General features: G+C 62.9%; 6 protein-coding genes and 1 CRISPR repeat array. Of the genes, 2 read left to right on the top strand and 4 right to left on the bottom strand.

What is annotated here, in order from left to right; genetic code table 11:
• Positions 1-29 precede the first annotated feature (29 nt).
• Positions 30-9,030: a CRISPR direct-repeat array (repeat unit 28 nt; unit sequence GTTTTCCCCGCGTAAGCAGGGATGAGCC).
• A gap of 728 nt (positions 9,031-9,758) precedes the next feature.
• Both LH390_RS07510 and LH390_RS07505 read right to left on the bottom strand, forming a co-directional pair.
• Positions 9,759-12,215, bottom strand: a complete 2,457-nt coding sequence (locus LH390_RS07510) for a polynucleotide kinase-phosphatase (protein WP_227281898.1) — start codon at positions 12,213-12,215, stop codon at positions 9,759-9,761.
• A 12-nt stretch (positions 12,216-12,227) separates the two neighbouring features.
• On the bottom strand, positions 12,228-13,559 hold the full coding sequence (locus LH390_RS07505; protein WP_227281899.1) for a 3' terminal RNA ribose 2'-O-methyltransferase Hen1: 1,332 nt from the start codon (positions 13,557-13,559) through the stop codon (positions 12,228-12,230).
• A 113-nt stretch (positions 13,560-13,672) separates the two neighbouring features.
• Between LH390_RS07505 and LH390_RS07500 the strand changes: the two genes are divergently transcribed.
• The gene (locus tag LH390_RS07500) at positions 13,673-14,632 is read left to right on the top strand and encodes an EamA family transporter (protein WP_227326804.1); all 960 of its coding nucleotides are present in this window, start codon (positions 13,673-13,675) and stop codon (positions 14,630-14,632) included.
• 3 nt (positions 14,633-14,635) lie between these two features.
• On the opposite strand, the gene LH390_RS07495 is transcribed toward LH390_RS07500, so the two are convergent.
• Positions 14,636-16,141: a mannitol dehydrogenase family protein gene (locus LH390_RS07495; RefSeq protein WP_227281901.1), complete on the bottom strand. Its 1,506-nt coding sequence runs from the start codon at positions 16,139-16,141 to the stop codon at positions 14,636-14,638.
• A 15-nt stretch (positions 16,142-16,156) separates the two neighbouring features.
• Positions 16,157-17,521 (bottom strand): RbtT/DalT/CsbX family MFS transporter, encoded by a 1,365-nt coding sequence (locus LH390_RS07490; RefSeq protein WP_227281902.1) that lies wholly within the window; start codon positions 17,519-17,521, stop codon positions 16,157-16,159.
• 565 nt (positions 17,522-18,086) lie between these two features.
• Here LH390_RS07490 and LH390_RS07485 point away from each other — a divergent pair.
• Positions 18,087-19,052: a DeoR/GlpR family DNA-binding transcription regulator gene (locus tag LH390_RS07485; protein WP_227281903.1), complete on the top strand. Its 966-nt coding sequence runs from the start codon at positions 18,087-18,089 to the stop codon at positions 19,050-19,052.
• Positions 19,053-19,075: the final 23 nt, after the last annotated feature.

The raw sequence follows: 19,075 nt of genomic DNA, 5'->3' as shown, positions 1-19,075 counted from the left end.
AGGCTCTGCATCGGCGCTGGTCGCCGAGTGTTTTCCCCGCGTAAGCAGGGATGAGCCGATGAATGGCACCATTTTCCAGGATATTGAAAAGTTTTCCCCGCGTAAGCAGGGATGAGCCGTGCCCACCGGCTATTTGCCATATACTCAGGTAGTTTTCCCCGCGTAAGCAGGGATGAGCCGCTCCCCGCCCACTAGGCAGTGGTCAATATCCAGTTTTCCCCGCGTAAGCAGGGATGAGCCGTGACGTTTGAATTTCCGCGACTTTACGGTCCTGTTTTCCCCGCGTAAGCAGGGATGAGCCGAATAAGGCTGCGTCCGATGTGGCGCAGGAGGTGTTTTCCCCGCGTAAGCAGGGATGAGCCGGGGTTGCGCGATGACTGAGCCGCGAAAAGATCGTTTTCCCCGCGTAAGCAGGGATGAGCCCGCGGCATTGACCACCCCAACAAACCCGGGGTCGTTTTCCCCGCGTAAGCAGGGATGAGCCTGGCGATCTTCTCCCGCGACAACCCACCCACTGGTTTTCCCCGCGTAAGCAGGGATGAGCCGCGGGGATGCGGATCCGGTTTTTCACCCCAGAAGTTTTCCCCGCGTAAGCAGGGATGAGCCGTGCCCACCGGCTATTTGCCATATACTCAGGTAGTTTTCCCCGCGTAAGCAGGGATGAGCCGAGCTGGGTCGATCCGACCCGCAGCTACTCATTGTTTTCCCCGCGTAAGCAGGGATGAGCCGGCCGACTGGGACGCTACCTGGCGGAATTGGATGTTTTCCCCGCGTAAGCAGGGATGAGCCGAAAACCTCGAATACCTAAAGCGTATCCCCGGCGTTTTCCCCGCGTAAGCAGGGATGAGCCGAATTTCCATGCCGGAACATCGGAAAGGTATGGGTTTTCCCCGCGTAAGCAGGGATGAGCCCGCCTGAGCAAACACGTCAAACGCCGGCGTCACGTTTTCCCCGCGTAAGCAGGGATGAGCCTGGTCTGGAAAGTGTCACCTGCGGTTGTACCGGGTTTTCCCCGCGTAAGCAGGGATGAGCCTCGCGTGGATCGGACTTTCACCCTGGAGACATAGTTTTCCCCGCGTAAGCAGGGATGAGCCCCGCTTCGAGACCTCCTGCGCCACATCGGAGGCGTTTTCCCCGCGTAAGCAGGGATGAGCCTGTCCCCAGTATCCTTCGCGCCGGTGCGCACCTGTTTTCCCCGCGTAAGCAGGGATGAGCCATATGAGGGGGAGTGAATCAATTTGGTACATGGCGTTTTCCCCGCGTAAGCAGGGATGAGCCTTGTGCAACCATCATCGCCCGGGGCGCGCCCTTGTTTTCCCCGCGTAAGCAGGGATGAGCCTATGCGTCGTGTGCTCCACCGTCACCTCCTGGCGTTTTCCCCGCGTAAGCAGGGATGAGCCCGTGCAGCCCCGCCCCCGATACGGACACTTCGGGTTTTCCCCGCGTAAGCAGGGATGAGCCGCCCGCCTGGGATGCCATGGTCATCGGCGCGAAGTTTTCCCCGCGTAAGCAGGGATGAGCCGAATGGCAGGCCTCCAGCGGAGGCGTTCTGTCGGTTTTCCCCGCGTAAGCAGGGATGAGCCTCTCAGACGACGTGTGCGTATGGGTCCTATCGGGTTTTCCCCGCGTAAGCAGGGATGAGCCCGCGGCATTGACCACCCCAACAAACCCGGGGTCGTTTTCCCCGCGTAAGCAGGGATGAGCCTGGCGATCTTCTCCCGCGACAACCCACCCACTGGTTTTCCCCGCGTAAGCAGGGATGAGCCGCGGGGATGCGGATCCGGTTTTTCACCCCAGAAGTTTTCCCCGCGTAAGCAGGGATGAGCCGTGCCCACCGGCTATTTGCCATATACTCAGGTAGTTTTCCCCGCGTAAGCAGGGATGAGCCGAGCTGGGTCGATCCGACCCGCAGCTACTCATTGTTTTCCCCGCGTAAGCAGGGATGAGCCTGGACCGAATTCGTCAAATCAGGCGGCCTAATCGTTTTCCCCGCGTAAGCAGGGATGAGCCTCCAAATAATGGCTAGCCGCAAAAGCCGACTCGGTTTTCCCCGCGTAAGCAGGGATGAGCCGCTCCCCGCCCACTAGGCAGTGGTCAATATCCAGTTTTCCCCGCGTAAGCAGGGATGAGCCGTGACGTTTGAATTTCCGCGACTTTACGGTCCTGTTTTCCCCGCGTAAGCAGGGATGAGCCGAATAAGGCTGCGTCCGATGTGGCGCAGGAGGTGTTTTCCCCGCGTAAGCAGGGATGAGCCGGGGTTGCGCGATGACTGAGCCGCGAAAAGATCGTTTTCCCCGCGTAAGCAGGGATGAGCCCGCGGCATTGACCACCCCAACAAACCCGGGGTCGTTTTCCCCGCGTAAGCAGGGATGAGCCTGGTCGCTGGTGCTATCTCACGGGGTCATTTATGTTTTCCCCGCGTAAGCAGGGATGAGCCGCGACATCAATGCGAGGCTCGCTGCTAAGGGGCGTTTTCCCCGCGTAAGCAGGGATGAGCCACTTGGCTTTAGCATTGACCGGCAAAATTTGATCGTTTTCCCCGCGTAAGCAGGGATGAGCCGACAGCCATACTTAAAGTCGGCATCATCGCCGAGTTTTCCCCGCGTAAGCAGGGATGAGCCGCGCTCATCGTTGGCTACCAGGGTGCTCCACGCGTTTTCCCCGCGTAAGCAGGGATGAGCCTCTGGTCGAAGCTCACGCCGGAGCCCATGCCAGGTTTTCCCCGCGTAAGCAGGGATGAGCCGCGTAAATGTCCGACGGGTCAACCATCGTGACCGTTTTCCCCGCGTAAGCAGGGATGAGCCGGTCCTTAATGTTGTAGCTTCCAGACCGGGGGAGTTTTCCCCGCGTAAGCAGGGATGAGCCTTTCTCCGAGTGCTCGACGAATTTCCACGAGTGGTTTTCCCCGCGTAAGCAGGGATGAGCCTCGGCGCATAGACAGTGCAGGCGTCTTCCAGCGGTTTTCCCCGCGTAAGCAGGGATGAGCCCGCGTTGACGGCATCTTCGCTGCGGTTGGGGTGGTTTTCCCCGCGTAAGCAGGGATGAGCCCTTTCGCCATTCCTCGTAGCCGAGCAGTGGCATGTTTTCCCCGCGTAAGCAGGGATGAGCCTTCCGCCGCCTTGACGTCAGTCTTGAGCTTATAGTTTTCCCCGCGTAAGCAGGGATGAGCCAATTTGTTCGCCTTCGTCGACGTCCCAGGTGACGTTTTCCCCGCGTAAGCAGGGATGAGCCTAATGGGCCAATCATCAGAAGACGCCGGGGTACGTTTTCCCCGCGTAAGCAGGGATGAGCCTGTATGTTGCCTAATTTCGGCCTCACACAATTCGTTTTCCCCGCGTAAGCAGGGATGAGCCGGGAACGGAATTCCGGCTACTGTCCAACCTGCTGTTTTCCCCGCGTAAGCAGGGATGAGCCGGAATACTACGACAAACTCAACAAATTCTACGAGTTTTCCCCGCGTAAGCAGGGATGAGCCGAACGGCCTGCCGCCCGCGAGCTGCTGGACTACGTTTTCCCCGCGTAAGCAGGGATGAGCCGGCCCGTCACGAACGCAAAATGGCCCGAATTCAGTTTTCCCCGCGTAAGCAGGGATGAGCCGGTCAAGCGCCACATGGGTGGTGCTACTCAAAAGTTTTCCCCGCGTAAGCAGGGATGAGCCGGGTAACATCAGGTTTCCTGTATAGGCGGGTTGGTTTTCCCCGCGTAAGCAGGGATGAGCCGATCCAGCGGTTTGGTGAGCAGGTGCGTGATGGGTTTTCCCCGCGTAAGCAGGGATGAGCCGCTGGCAGGGGTGTGCAGAGCAGTGTCGATGGCGTTTTCCCCGCGTAAGCAGGGATGAGCCGTATAGGGCTGCCCACACACGCTCGCCGACGTCGTTTTCCCCGCGTAAGCAGGGATGAGCCTATGCGTCGTGTGCTCCACCGTCACCTCTTGGCGTTTTCCCCGCGTAAGCAGGGATGAGCCGAAAAGCACCACAGAATCGCCCGGATGTACCTCGTTTTCCCCGCGTAAGCAGGGATGAGCCGGACGACCTTGCCCTCGATGACCTGCGCATCGAGTTTTCCCCGCGTAAGCAGGGATGAGCCTGACTCCCATTCTCGCACATCTGCAAAGAATGCGTTTTCCCCGCGTAAGCAGGGATGAGCCTTTAATCTCGGTCAGCTGGCAGGACATATCCAGGTTTTCCCCGCGTAAGCAGGGATGAGCCGGCCCGCCCCCGGCCACGGTTGCGGATCCCCTTGTTTTCCCCGCGTAAGCAGGGATGAGCCTTTCCGCCCCAATACGGTCCCCTAGAAAGAAGTGTTTTCCCCGCGTAAGCAGGGATGAGCCTGTCACAAGTTAATCCAACTACCAGCAGAAACGGTTTTCCCCGCGTAAGCAGGGATGAGCCGCAGCCGGGCCGGACGATAAGCCGCTAATTGACGTTTTCCCCGCGTAAGCAGGGATGAGCCGTCCCGCCGGGGCGGTACCCACAACCGAATACGGTTTTCCCCGCGTAAGCAGGGATGAGCCGACACTCGGGAGCTGCTGTTTTTGGACTCTGCTGTTTTCCCCGCGTAAGCAGGGATGAGCCGGACGAGCAAAGTTTTCCTATTCCCCTGTATTTGTTTTCCCCGCGTAAGCAGGGATGAGCCGAGGCTGAAGAGCATTCGGGTAATGCTGGATTTGTTTTCCCCGCGTAAGCAGGGATGAGCCGCGGCCGAGCCGCTTGCCGCCGTCGATGAGCCGGTTTTCCCCGCGTAAGCAGGGATGAGCCTAGGATGCTGACCCTACTGCCTCTAAAATACCGGTTTTCCCCGCGTAAGCAGGGATGAGCCGCAACGGTCGCGGCCAATGGGTCGGCGCAATCTGTTTTCCCCGCGTAAGCAGGGATGAGCCTGCTTGTCCCAGCTGTTCGTCGGACCGCGAGCCGTTTTCCCCGCGTAAGCAGGGATGAGCCGGACGTTGCCGTCACGCTCGGTGGCGCGCTGAAGTTTTCCCCGCGTAAGCAGGGATGAGCCGACTCCCCGGTGATCGGGTTCCTGCTGGACGTGGTTTTCCCCGCGTAAGCAGGGATGAGCCGATCAAGCGCCACATGGGTGGTGCTCAAGCAAAGTTTTCCCCGCGTAAGCAGGGATGAGCCGTTCCCGGTCGTCAAGCTCAACAAGGACCAGGTGTTTTCCCCGCGTAAGCAGGGATGAGCCGTCGTTGACCCAGGGGGCCCTGATCGACGCGGTGTTTTCCCCGCGTAAGCAGGGATGAGCCGTGGTTCAGTCCAGACAAAAGAAACGGGCTACAGTTTTCCCCGCGTAAGCAGGGATGAGCCTTCCGCGCGACTTCCACGCGAATATCGTCATCAGTTTTCCCCGCGTAAGCAGGGATGAGCCGCGGACCGGGCGACGACAGCGGGCGATAAGGCCGTTTTCCCCGCGTAAGCAGGGATGAGCCGCTGTATGAGCGGATTCCGGAGCAGATGCTCTAGTTTTCCCCGCGTAAGCAGGGATGAGCCCCCGTCTAGGGTCATGGCGGACAGGTCACGCGGGTTTTCCCCGCGTAAGCAGGGATGAGCCTACGCCCCGGTCGATGATCAGACAATCTATGTGGTTTTCCCCGCGTAAGCAGGGATGAGCCCCGTTTCGGCACCATCACTAACCAACAGCGGTAGTTTTCCCCGCGTAAGCAGGGATGAGCCGCGCATGGCAATTCCTAGGGAAGGGCGGAATTGGTTTTCCCCGCGTAAGCAGGGATGAGCCGACGAATGGCTGATTGACCATGGCTTATTCATCGTTTTCCCCGCGTAAGCAGGGATGAGCCGTGCCCCATTCCATGCGGCGGTCACTGCATCCCGTTTTCCCCGCGTAAGCAGGGATGAGCCCGCGGAACCCGTTGGCCATGTATACGTTATTCGGTTTTCCCCGCGTAAGCAGGGATGAGCCTTGCAGGCATTGTGGGATGAATCGGCGGATCAAGTTTTCCCCGCGTAAGCAGGGATGAGCCGTCGCCCGGAATTCATATGAGGGCGCTTACCGGGTTTTCCCCGCGTAAGCAGGGATGAGCCTCCCTGGCGATGTAATCGACAAACTCGGGGCGCGTTTTCCCCGCGTAAGCAGGGATGAGCCGACCACCACCCAAAAAACCGCCCACGGCACCAGGTTTTCCCCGCGTAAGCAGGGATGAGCCGTCTTCGATGCCCTTATTCGGGTCGTATTGTCCGTTTTCCCCGCGTAAGCAGGGATGAGCCCCAATTTCGTCACCATCCTCACCCACGACCCGAGTTTTCCCCGCGTAAGCAGGGATGAGCCCTCTGCTTGTGCCTGTTGCATGCGCTGGGCTGCGTTTTCCCCGCGTAAGCAGGGATGAGCCGACTCTGCCATCGTGTCGGGCATCCTGACGATCGTTTTCCCCGCGTAAGCAGGGATGAGCCTTGTCGAAGTCATGCGGGCGGATATGCCATTTAGTTTTCCCCGCGTAAGCAGGGATGAGCCGACTCCCCGGTGATCGGGTTCCTGCTGGACGTGGTTTTCCCCGCGTAAGCAGGGATGAGCCGATCAAGCGCCACATGGGTGGTGCTCAAGCAAAGTTTTCCCCGCGTAAGCAGGGATGAGCCGTTCCCGGTCGTCAAGCTCAACAAGGACCAGGTAGTTTTCCCCGCGTAAGCAGGGATGAGCCGTACCGCCCGGCCTATGCCACTGTGGTGGAATCGTTTTCCCCGCGTAAGCAGGGATGAGCCCTCGTAGACCACACCGGACAGTACATCCAGGTAGTTTTCCCCGCGTAAGCAGGGATGAGCCCTAAGTTGGAGTCGCTGCGCAAGAACGCCAACGGTTTTCCCCGCGTAAGCAGGGATGAGCCTGTCCTGGCCCTTCTTGTGGATCTCGGGGGACAGTTTTCCCCGCGTAAGCAGGGATGAGCCCACGCGCCGTGCTTTCTCCACCTCATCCAGTCCGTTTTCCCCGCGTAAGCAGGGATGAGCCTGAGTGGGTCAATTCGGTCGAGGGATTTACCGCGTTTTCCCCGCGTAAGCAGGGATGAGCCTCAATTTGTCATTCTTGGACCGGCCTTCCTCTTGTTTTCCCCGCGTAAGCAGGGATGAGCCGTCACAACCGGACGGCTCAAAAAAGCCGGGTATGTTTTCCCCGCGTAAGCAGGGATGAGCCGGCAGTATCGAAGACCGGAAGCAAAAGGCGTTTGTTTTCCCCGCGTAAGCAGGGATGAGCCTCAGTATCCGGCGGGGCAATACGCGCATCATAGGTTTTCCCCGCGTAAGCAGGGATGAGCCTAATTCGCGGCGGCAAGGGCACGCCCAATTGCGGTTTTCCCCGCGTAAGCAGGGATGAGCCGGTTGACGACGGCTTCTACGATCACCCAAAGATGTTTTCCCCGCGTAAGCAGGGATGAGCCGCCCTTGTCATTGGCATGGGAGACAATACGCACGTTTTCCCCGCGTAAGCAGGGATGAGCCGTGTCACCTGCGGTTGTACCGGTAGGGGGTGACGTTTTCCCCGCGTAAGCAGGGATGAGCCCCCACGAGCACCGCACAGTAGCTATCCCCCGGGGTTTTCCCCGCGTAAGCAGGGATGAGCCTGCTCAGGTGCGGATGCTGGCGCGCGTGGCGCTGTTTTCCCCGCGTAAGCAGGGTTGAGCCTTTCTCGGGGTCGACACCCAGCATAGTGAGATAGTTTTCCCCGCGTAAGCAGGGATGAGCCGCCGCCCGCCTGCTGGGCCTGACCCGTAACGGGGTTTTCCCCGCGTAAGCAGGGATGAGCCGCGGCCGGGCCTTCCAGCTCCTTGGCACGCTGGGTTTTCCCCGCGTAAGCAGGGATGAGCCGAACAAAATCGGTGCTGTAATTGAGGAAGCGCGGTTTTCCCCGCGTAAGCAGGGATGAGCCCAATAAGAACGGCCAGCTGGTGATGCGCAGCATGTTTTCCCCGCGTAAGCAGGGATGAGCCTACACCGGTGATGGGTGGAATAGGGAGACGCTAGTTTTCCCCGCGTAAGCAGGGATGAGCCTAAGGCGGGCGACAAAGCCCAAGACGTCTGCCAGTTTTCCCCGCGTAAGCAGGGATGAGCCGTCAATCACGCCACGGATGACGGCCATAATCACGTTTTCCCCGCGTAAGCAGGGATGAGCCGCGCGCGCCCCGGCACCAGTAGGCGACACAACGGTTTTCCCCGCGTAAGCAGGGATGAGCCGACGACCGCACTGATGGCGTTCGGCATGGGTACGTTTTCCCCGCGTAAGCAGGGATGAGCCGACGACCGCACTGATGGCGTTCGGCATGGGTACGTTTTCCCCGCGTAAGCAGGGATGAGCCCTGCGTGCCGTCGGGCACATAGCCCGTCGTCGGGTTTTCCCCGCGTAAGCAGGGATGAGCCTGACCACCCCGCTGACCATCACCGCCTACCTGGGTTTTCCCCGCGTAAGCAGGGATGAGCCGCCCCACAAACGGCGACTGAGACATTCGTGCAAGTTTTCCCCGCGTAAGCAGGGATGAGCCCCCCATCGCGGGCCCCTCGGCTTTCAGGGCGTTGTTTTCCCCGCGTAAGCAGGGATGAGCCGCTCTGTGCGTAGCAGCCCGCGCGTGCGACGACGTTTTCCCCGCGTAAGCAGGGATGAGCCGCGCTGCGATGATTTCGTCGGGCATCGTCTCTGCGAGTTTTCCCCGCGTAAGCAGGGATGAGCCGGGCTCGTATGCCACGAATGCGGGACCACCTGCGTTTTCCCCGCGTAAGCAGGGATGAGCCGCGTGTCCAGGCGATCACCGACGGGCGGATCACGTTTTCCCCGCGTAAGCAGGGATGAGCCGAGATCGACTTCCTTAGTCTTGACCTGCCCGTGGTTTTCCCCGCGTAAGCAGGGATGAGCCGGCCTACACCCTATCCTCGCTGATCGCCTTGCGGTTTTCCCCGCGTAAGCAGGGATGAGCCGTTGCCGTGCAGGCGGATCAGGTTCAGGAACAGGTTTTCCCCGCGTAAGCAGGGATGAGCCGGAACTGGAATCCGCAAACACGTCCATGCGGTGGTTTTCCCCGCGTAAGCAGGGATGAGCTCCAAATTTTTGCCGTATGCCGAGTCCCCATAGCTCTCTTTCGCCAGCAGGGCTGGGGCCGGTGTGGTGGGATGATGGATCATTTACTGAAATCAGTTATCTACCTTAATTATCTGTTTACACCATGTGGCCAAAACAGGAACTAGTACGACTCTCTGTGGGCTGCCTCGCGAAGGGAGAATATATCTTCGTTGAATAATCTCAAGTCCAAGACGAAGGAACCACAACCTTCATCAATGTAGAATCGTGTTGAAAAGTAGAAAGTAAACCAACCAAAGCAGTATTAATTTAGAAGGGGAAATTCTATGGAGATCATCCCGGCAATTCTTACCATCATGTCTTCGGCGTGTGAAGCTCCCGCTCCTGTCACTTACGCCCTAGCTGCCGTGACTGTATTCTTCCTTTCCAAGGAGACGTTCACCATGATTCGTACGTATAACGCTTCCAAATAGTAATGCCGACTTCGATCAGATGATGTTCCTCAACCCACCACCCCAGCAGACCGAATGGGGGATTAACCAAAGGGAGATTGCTCGCCTCGCGGGCCTAGCCCCAGCATCTGGCCCGCAGCATCTAACCATCAACACCAGCCACATAGCGCCGACCTGCGCAGGGCCGGCTACACACCACCGGCTACACACCACCAGCCCCACACCGCCGAGCAGGTACCACAACAGCCCCTCACAGAACGTGCGCTTAAGGCCTGCGCCTACCACCGCACCCCCGCCTCTACAACCGCGGATCCAACCCTTCTGATTCGAGCGCCAGGACGGCCAGCGCCCGCTGGTGGACCTGGTAGAATGGGGCGTGCGCCACCCACTTGTCCAGGCCGTCGAGGCCTAGGGCGTATTCGCGCAGCGCGGCGGTGCGCTTGGGGGCAAGGTTGCGGTTGCGCAGCGCTGTGAGGCGTGCGGGGTCGAGGTAGTCCGGGCCGTAGATCATGCGCAGGTAGTCGCGCCCGCGGACTTTCAGCCCTGGTTGGGTACCGGCCGGGGCGTGCGCGTTGGTTTCGGGTTTGATCACTATTCCTTCGGCCCCGGCGGCGGTGAGTTTGAGCCACCAGTCGGTGATGGCGGTGACTGCCTCTGGGTCGTGGGGGTTGGCGTGGCGGTGTTGGGTGGGGTGGTAGAGGTTGCCGGGGGCGTCGCAAAGCAACTGGATGTGCTCGAGGTGCCAGCTGTGGGGGCGGTGGTGGTGGGTGTGTCCGGCGCTGGCCAGGATTTGGAAGGGGGCGAAGCGGATGTTGCTGGGGTCGGTGACGTAGGTGCGCCAGGTGTGGTCGAAGCGGGACAGGTTGTCCAGGCGGGTGGCCAGCGTGGTGTCCAGGTCGGGTACGGGTACGCCGCGGCGGCGGGCGTGCGTCAGGGCTTGGGCGGCGGCGGATAGGTCGGCGTGGCCTGCGGCGGATAGGGGAGCGTAGAGGGTGTCTATGAGGCCTTGTGCTTTGAGGTTCCAGGGCAGGATTTCGCCGTCGAGGAGGACCCATTCGCTGTCCAGTGCGCGCAGCAGGTCGGTGGCGGCGGCGCCGAGGGCCTGGGGGATGTCTGGCTGGTCAAAGAAGGCCCGTCCGGTGCGGGTGTACAGGTAGCAGCGCTGCGGGTCGGTGTGGAGGTAGGCCACGGCTCGGGAGCCCATGTGTTTTTCCTGGCACACCACCTCCAGTCCGCGGTCGGCGTAGTAGGCCAGTGCGGGGGCGGGGTGTTCCAGGAACCCGTCCTGGGTTGCGGTGGGGGCGGGTGCCATGGTGGGTGGCAGGTAGGGCAGCAGGTGTGGGGGCAGTGCGAAGCGGCTGAGGGTTTCCAGTGCGGCGGCGGTGCGCTGGGCGGAGATGGTGATGCGCCCGGCCCGCGGAGTGTTCAGGCGCAGGGGACCGGTGACGTCGCTGATGCGCAGGTCGGTGGCGCGCGCGTCGGGGTTGGCCAGGGGGCGCACGGGGTCGGCGTAGGTGCGCCGGGCGGGGACCTGCACGATCTCGCGTTCGGGGTAGCGCAGGGCGGTGAGGCTGCCGCCGAAGACGCAGCCGGTATCAATGCACAAGGTGTTGTTGACCCAGCGTGCGTCGGCGACGGGCGTGTGGCCGTAGATCACGGCGGCGCGCCCGCGGTAGTCGGCGGCCCAGTCTTCGCGCACGGGCAGCCCGTAGCGGTCGACCTCGCCGGTGGTTGCCCCGTAGAGGGCGTGTTCGCGCACCGCGCCGCTGGCCTTGTTGTGCAGGTGTTCGGGCAGCCCGGCGTGGGCGATGACCAGGGCGCCGTCGTCGAGGACCAGGTGGGCGACCAGCTGGTCAAGGCTGGTGCGGATGTCCTCGCGCTCCGAGTGGCTGGCCTGGGTTTCTAGCTGGCGCATGGTGGCGTCGAGGCCGTGGTTGCGGGTGACGTTCGCCCCGCCGAGTGCGCGCACCAGCTTGGCGTCATGGTTGCCGGGCACGGCGAGGGCGTGTCCGGCGTGCACCATGCCCAGCACAAGCCGCAGCACCCCCAGCGAGTCCGGCCCGCGGTCGACGAGGTCGCCGACGAATACCGCCCGGCGTCCTTCGGGGTGGGCGGCGTCGTGGCCGGTGGGATCGATCCGGTAGCCCAGCGCGTCGAGGAGGCTGCGCAGTTCGTCGAGGCAGCCGTGGACGTCGCCGATGATGTCAAAGGGGCCGTGCTCGTCGCGCCGGTCGCTGCGCAGCGGGGTGCGCTCGATGCGCACCTGGGTAATCTCCTCCGGCCCGTGCAGCACGTGCACCCCGCGAAAGCCCTCCTTGCGCAGGTGCGCCAGCCCCCGCTGCAACGTTCGGTGCTGGCGGTCGATGACGCTGGCGGGAAAATCACGGTCGGCGCGTGCAGCGTGGCGGCGGCGCAGCTCCGCAAGGCCAACGTCGAGGACAATGGCCACCGGAAGCTGGTGGTGCCGCTTGGCCAGGGTGACCAGCGCCGACCGGTCTTCGGGGCTTATCGACGTCGCGTCCACCACGGTGAGCAGTCCAGCATCGAGGCGGCGCGCGGCGACGTCGAAAAGCAGATCAAAAGCCTGCGCCGTCGCCTCCTGATCATTGGGATCATTGGACACCACCCCGCGGCAGAAGTCAGAAGAAACCGTGTCAAAGGGCCCAAAATGCGTGCGCGCAAAAGTCGACTTTCCGGCGCCAGACGCGCCGATGAGGACCACCAGGCTGGGGTCCGGAATCCGCAGAATACTCACCAGAATCCCTCCTTAAAACGTGCGCGAAAACACTGCCAAAAACGTCGGCGGCCCGAAGCTGGCATGCGGCTGACCGATGCCGCTGCATTCCACCACGTAACCAAACTCGGCGCACACCCGGCGGGTCCACTGAGCAAACCCGGCACGGTCAAACTCGAAACGATGATCGCCGTGGCGCAGCTGCCCCGGGGAAAGATCAGAAAACGTGGCATTAAACTCCCGATTCGGGGTAGTCAGCACCACGAATTCGGGGCTGGACTGCCCAAAAATGAGCTGCTCCCACTCGGGGAGGCGACTCGGATCAATGTGCTCGATGACCTCCATAGCCACCATCACATCCGCGCCCGCCAGGCGCTCATCCGCATACGGCGCGGCGGCCTGCACCAACTCCACCCGCCGCAGCTGGCGCTCGCCCAGATGGGCCTGGGCTAGTCGCTTCTCAGCGCGCTCAAGCTGCGGGGCCGACGCATCCGCACCAATGATCCGCGCGATGGTGGGCTCGCGCACAAGCTCCCGGATCAATTTGCCCTCCCCGCAGCCAAAGTCCACCACTACCCGCGGCCGCAGCGCCAAGACCTGGGCCACCACGGCGTTAAGGCGCTGCTGGCTCGGATGCGGCTCACGGCGCGGGGGCGGGGCGATGCCTAAGCGCTCGCGCGCCGCAGCAACCAGGTCCGGCTGGTGGGCCAGCGAGGCAGCAAGAATCCGCTGCGCACCCGGGTGGGCCGGCAACCAACCGGCAGCCGCCTCAACCACCTTGTCCACCTCCGGCTGCGCAACCCAATAGTGCTTCGTCCCGTCGAGCACGGGGATAAGGACGTAGAGCTGGCGCAGCGCCGTCCGCAGTAGGGCCGTGCCCGTGAGCACCACAGTGGAGGCATACCGCGAGCCGCTGACCTCGACCCGCCACCCCAACGGCTCCCACAGCTCACGGATGGTGGCCTCCTCCGCGCGCACCCCCACCACCGTCAGGCGCAACTCCAGCGGCGAATCCGCCAGCGCCTGGTGGGCGGCGTCGGCCGTGCCCATAAACGCCGAATGCAGGCAGGCCCGCACGGCCACCGCCAGTAGGGAAGACGCAGCATACGCCCGATCATTGAGGTAGCCTCTCAGCTCCGCCGTGGCCCCGCGGCGGCGGGCCATCGCGTGCAACGCCGCCGGATCCGCATCTACCCACACCGCGGCCGTGCACTCCGTATGGTCAGCCCGCGGGAAAAACACCCTCGCCGTGCCATACCTGAGCGCGCGCTCATACACCCGGTCCGGATGCTTGTGTAACAAGAATCCCAGGTCCCGCGCGGAAGGCTGCGCGGAAGGACTCAGCAACGTCACAAGAGCGAACATGGACGCTAGCCTAGGCTATGTAGAACTAGACCGAATCACCGGCCGTCCCCCGAAAGCCCCCACGGTCCTGCCGGGCGCTATCAGGTAGCCGCCAGGCTAGACTAAGCCAAACTATGGCTGGCTCTTCTTCTCCCTCCACCGCGCCGCCCGGCGCGCTGATCTGGTTGGCCCCCGGGCTGATGGTGATCTCCGGGCTGTCCAACTACGCCGGTGCCGCCCTGGCGGTGGGCCTTTTCGAACAGTTTCCGCCCTGGCTGGCGGCCTGGCTGCGCATGGGGTCAGCCGGGCTGATTCTCACGGTGGTCCTGAGGCCCGCCCTGCGGGATTTTTGGGGACGCGCCGGCGCCCTGGCCGCCGTCTATGGGGCAGTGACCCTGGCCATGAACACCGCCTTCTACGAGGCCATTGCCCGCCTGCCCATGGGCACCGTGGTGGCCATTGAGTTCACCGGGCCCATCGTGGTGGCCGCCGTGGGCTCGCGCACCCTGCGCGAATGGGTGGCCGTGGTGTGCGCCGCCGGGGGCGTTGTGGCCCTCAGCGGGGCGCAATGGTCCGCCAGCGCTAGCGGCGTGATCCTGGCGCTGCTCGCCGCCACCATGTGGGGTACCTACATCGTGGTGGGCGCGCGCATATCCGGGGATGCCGCCACCTCAACTACGTCCATGGCCGTGGGGTTTACGTGGGCGGGAATAGCTACGCTGCCGCTGGCTATTGCTGGTTGGCCGGGCCAGCACCCCGGGGACCTCGACGGCATGCGCATCCTGGGCGTGGCGCTCGGGCTTGGCGTCTTGTCCGCGGTCATTCCCTACGGCCTTGACCAGGTCATCCTGCGCATGGCAGGACCGGCGCACTTCGCGGTGTTGTTGGCGCTGCTGCCGCTGACGGCTGCGGTACTCGGGGCGGTGGTGTTGCACCAGGGGCTCAGCGCAGCAGAAATAGGAGGAATCGCGGCGGTGGTCGCCGCGGTGGTGGTGCGGGCCGGCACGCGCGGACAAGCGACCGTACGGCGCTCCGCGCCGCCCACAGCCTTCGACGAGGTTGTGGGCGATGCCGACACGCCGATTCAGCCCTAAGCGCTAGCTGCGGCCCAGCAGCGTGTTCAGGGTGGCAATGGAGCCGACCTCGTGGAGGCTGCGCAGCGTCGCCTCGTAGGGCTGGGTAAACGCGGGCTCATCGACCAAGTCGCCGAAGATCTCCCGATCCCGAACAAACGCCAGGATGTCCTCCCGATTGTGCTGGGCGGCGGCGTGGAGGCGGTCAGCCAAGGCGTCGACGATGGTGATCGGCTCTCCCTGCTCATCGACGCCCTCGTCATAGCGCGCCCAGCTGGCCACGATGGCAGCCGAGAGCTCCACGGGGCGACCCGTAGCGATGTTCTCCCGGATCACCGGCAGCAGCCACTTGGGAATCCGGTCCGAAGACTCCGCGCACAGGCGCGCCACGGTGTCCTTGACAGCCTCATTGCCAAACCGGGAAATCAGCTGGCGGCGGTAGGCGTCCAGGTCCACCCCGGGCACCGGGCGCAGCGAGGGAGTGGCCTCCTGTTCCATGTAGGCCAGCAGGAAGTCCGCAAAAAGATTATCGTGCACCACGTCGTGGACCAGGCGGTGCCCGGCCAGGTAGCCGAAGTAGCACAGCCCCTGGTGGGAGGCGTTGAGCAGGCGCAGCTTCATCAGCTCGTAAGGCACCACGTCCTGGACAACCTGGACGCCGGCGTCCTCGTATTCGGGGCGGCCGGCCACAAAGTTGTCCTCCAACACCCACTGGGTGAAGTCTTCGCAGACCACCGGCCACTCATCGGTATAGCCGTAAGCATCGGCCACGTCCGCGCGGTCCGCGTCGGTGGTCTCCGGGGTGATGCGGTCCACCATGGAGTTGGGGAAGGGGACCTCGTCGCGGATCCACTGCGCCAGCTGCGGGTCGATCGCCTCGGCGAAGGCGTGGAACATGGCGCTGGCAACGTGGCCATTGCCCTGAATGTTGTCGCAGCTCATCACCGTAAACGGGGTATCGCCGGCGGCGCGCCGGCGCATGAGAGCGGCGGTGATCAGCCCAAAGAAGGTGCGCAAGGAGTCCTCGCGGCCCTGCTTGAGCTCCGCGATGTCATGGGCCACGTGCTCCTGGTCCAGGTTGAACTCGCCCTTGACGTGATCGAAGTTGTAGCCGCCCTCGGTGACGGTGAGGGAGACGATGCGGATCGCGGCGTCGGCAAGCACCGCAACAGCAGCAGCCGGATCGTCCGGTGCGAAGACGTAATCAATGATCGAGCCGATCACGCGCGGATTGACGGTACCGTCCGGGGCCTTTTCTACCAGCGTATACAGGCAATCCTGGGCCTTGAGGGCGTCGCGCATGCGCGCATCCGACGGCATGACCCCCATGCCCACGATGCCAAAGTCCAACGCCGTGCCGGCATTCATCAGCTCGTCGAGGTACCGCGCCTGGTGGGCGCGGTGGAAACCGCCAACACCAAAGTGGACGATCCCGGCGCGTACCGCAGCGCGATCATAAGCGGGTACGGCCACCTCACCCTTCTGGGCGATCTCCGGCAGGGAGGCAGTGGACAGGTGAACAGAACTCATGGTGAAAACCACTCCTTAGGATGAACGTGTGGAAGCAGATGCTGCCGTGGCAGCGTCGGGGTTGAGAGCCTGCGGGGCGGCCTCGGCATGCTCGTTGGTCAGCGGCGGCACCCCATCGAAGCCGGGCTGCAAACCCTTGAATGCCAGGCACATCATGCCGGCGAGGACAAAAAGCCCCATCATGATCAGGATCAGCCCGGTGGGCCCCAGCAGCGGATGGAAGACGTAGACCAGCAGGGGACCCGCCGCGACGGCCGCCCCCACACCCAGGTTGTAGGTAGACATCGCCGCGCCCGGGTGGGTGGGATCCAGCGACACCGCGATGGGAGAAAGCGGCACATATCCAGCCAGTGCCACGCCGAACAGTGCGCCGGCAATCAAGGTCAGCCCGTAGGCCAGGTGGTCTGAAGCCCCCGCGGCCAAGGCCATCTTTGGGGTGAAATAGACCAGACCCAACGTGAAAAAGCAGCTCACCGGGCCCGCCCACACCATCGTGCGCCACCAGCCGAAGCGGTCGCCGACGCGCCCAAAGATGGGGTTGAACGGCAGATTCACCGCGTAGATGACCGTGGTCAGCAGGAGGAACCAGGCGCGCGGCCAGTGCAGGACCTCCGCGAAGTAGGGCGGGAAGAAGATCGCCATGGCGTAGGTGGGCATGGAGTTGATGGTGCGGATGTAGGTGACAAAGCGGGCGCGCCGATCGGTGGCCAGCAGCTTGAAACCGCGTGCGAGGGTGGCGGTGACGTCGCTGGAATCCTCCACCAGCGGGCCGCGCCCGATGCGCTCGCGCACCCCAACAAAGGCGATGAGTGCGCCGATGGAGACCACCACCAGGGACAACCACAGCGTCTCGTAATAGGTCAGGTGGAAGCGGTTGAGGGAGACGGTGGCCACCAGCGCGCCGAGCGTGGGCAAGCCCGCAGAAAAGGCCACGTAGAACCAGCCCACGCCACTGGCCAGGTTGCGCGGCGAGGCCGTGGCGGTAATCCACACCAGGAAGCCGTAGGCAAAGAACGGGTAGCCAAATCCCCGCAGGCCGTAGAACAAGAAGATCATCCACCGTTGATCGGAGGTCAGCGCCAGGGCCAGGAAACCGACCTCAAAGCAGACCCACACGGCGGCGCCGAGCATCATTACTTTGCGCGGCCCCCACAGGTCAGACAGTGCGGCGGCGAAGAAGGCGGCGATGGCGACGGCGATGCCGTAGACAGTGACCACGGCGGCGGCCTGGTCCACGCTGAAGCCGTGATCGTCTTCAAGGAAAGGCTCCAGGATGTTGGTCTCAATGCCGTCGCCGATCATGAAGACCGTCAGGCCCACGAATCCCCAGATCAGTGGTCTGGGGATGCCGAGGCGCTCGGTCAAGGAATGCTGGGACACGGGTGACAACCTCGTTTCCAGGAGGAAGCTGACAAGGGGCACACGCCAAGGTGGCTGCGAGCAGGGGAGTGCCAAGCATGTGGCGGCGCTGTTAGCTGTCCTCAGGTGTGTTTGCCCAGACGGGCATGGCGTCCATGATCTAACGTGAAATTAACAGAAGTCAACAGTTTCGCGTGAGAAAATGTTGCTTTGGGTCATGGCGGCGGAAAAGTGCAGGTCCCCACCCGCCGCGCCGGGTGGGGAATTACCCCCATGCGGGGGGTATGGAGGGGCGTGGGGCGGGATGAGCCTGTGGGGTGGAGGGCCCGGGCAGCCATCTTTCAGCCTCCTCGCGGGGGTGACAATGGCCACATGTCACACCAGCGTGTTATAAAATGGGCTATATTTCACACGTGGTTGTTGAGTTGTGTGTTGCGGAGGTGCTCGCGCAATCCTGTCGAGGCACCGCCGGAACAGTGCCGGAACAGCGCCGACGTGCCGCGCAGCTGCCACCGGCTTGCCGCGGAATCTCCGCCAAACCCAGCCCCCACCGTGTTTCTCACTCACCGGTTGAAAGGTGATCCCCGTGTCTAGTTCTGCCCGCCCCATCGCTGAGCCGCAGCATTCGGCCACGCCGCACGGCTCTCCCGCAGCAAAAGACCCAGCCACACCGCACGGTCCAGCCACACCGCAAGACCCAACCGCGACGTCGCACGCCCCGGCCACCCCGCCGCGCCGCGTCGCCGGGCCGGAGGCGCGCCAGGCGGCAATCGTGGCGCGGGTCGGCCAGGAGGGTGCGGTGCGCATTGATGAGCTCGCCGCGGACCTGGAAGTCTCCGCGATGACTATTCACCGGGACCTTGACGCCTTGGCGCACCGGGGTCTGATCGAGCGGGTGCGCGGCGGGGCCCGGGCGATTGGCACACAGATGACGGAGCGTGACGTCGCTGTGCGGCGGTTGACCAACGTGGCCCTCAAGGCGGACCTGGCAGAGGTGGTGCTGGGGTTGGTGCATCCGGGCGAGGTGGTGGCTTTGGATGATTCCACCACGGTGGCTGCGGTGGGGTATCGGTTGGCCAGGCGTGATCCGGGGGCGGTGATTACGCATTCTTTGGAGTTGATTGTTGAGCTGGGGCGCAGTCACCCGGACTTGACGCTCATTGGGTTGGGTGGGCGTTATGTGCCGGCCACGGATTCTTTCTTGGGGCAGTCCACGTGCGCGCAGATGCGCACGCTGAGCGCGGATGTCTCTGTGGTGTCTACTACCAGCGTGCGTGGTGGGGCGTTGTATCACCCGGATGAGGATGCCGCGTTGACTAAGCGTTCGTGTGTTGCCTTGGGGCAGCGCAAGGTGTTGGTTTTTGATTCATCGAAGTTTGATGCGCTGGGCGTTCACCGGGTGGCCGCGCTGGCGGATTTTGATGACATTGTGGTGGACTCCCAGCTCTCCCCGGCGGCGGCGAAGATGCTGCAGGCCAGTGGTGCGCGTATTCACCTCGTGGCGGCGCAGGCTCCTCCGGAACCTACTGTCGCCGGACCCATTGTGTTGTAAGCGTTTGTGTTCTTGAAGCCTTT

The sequence above is a fragment of the Corynebacterium uberis genome (assembly GCF_020616335.1).
In the GTDB taxonomy this organism is placed as follows: domain Bacteria; phylum Actinomycetota; class Actinomycetes; order Mycobacteriales; family Mycobacteriaceae; genus Corynebacterium; species Corynebacterium uberis.
Note: the sequence above shows the minus strand (reverse complement) of the source record. Positions and strands in the feature narration are given on the sequence as shown.

Bases quoted from the DNA above. Each gene is read 5' to 3' on its own strand.
- LH390_RS07505 (WP_227281899.1), bottom strand. From the start codon at position 13,559: ATGTTCGCTCTTGTGACGTTGCTGAGTCCTTCCGCGCAGCCTTCCGCG.
- LH390_RS07495 (WP_227281901.1), bottom strand. From the start codon at position 16,141: ATGAGTTCTGTTCACCTGTCCACTGCCTCCCTGCCGGAGATCGCCCAG.
- LH390_RS07500 (WP_227326804.1), top strand. From the start codon at position 13,673: ATGGCTGGCTCTTCTTCTCCCTCCACCGCGCCGCCCGGCGCGCTGATC.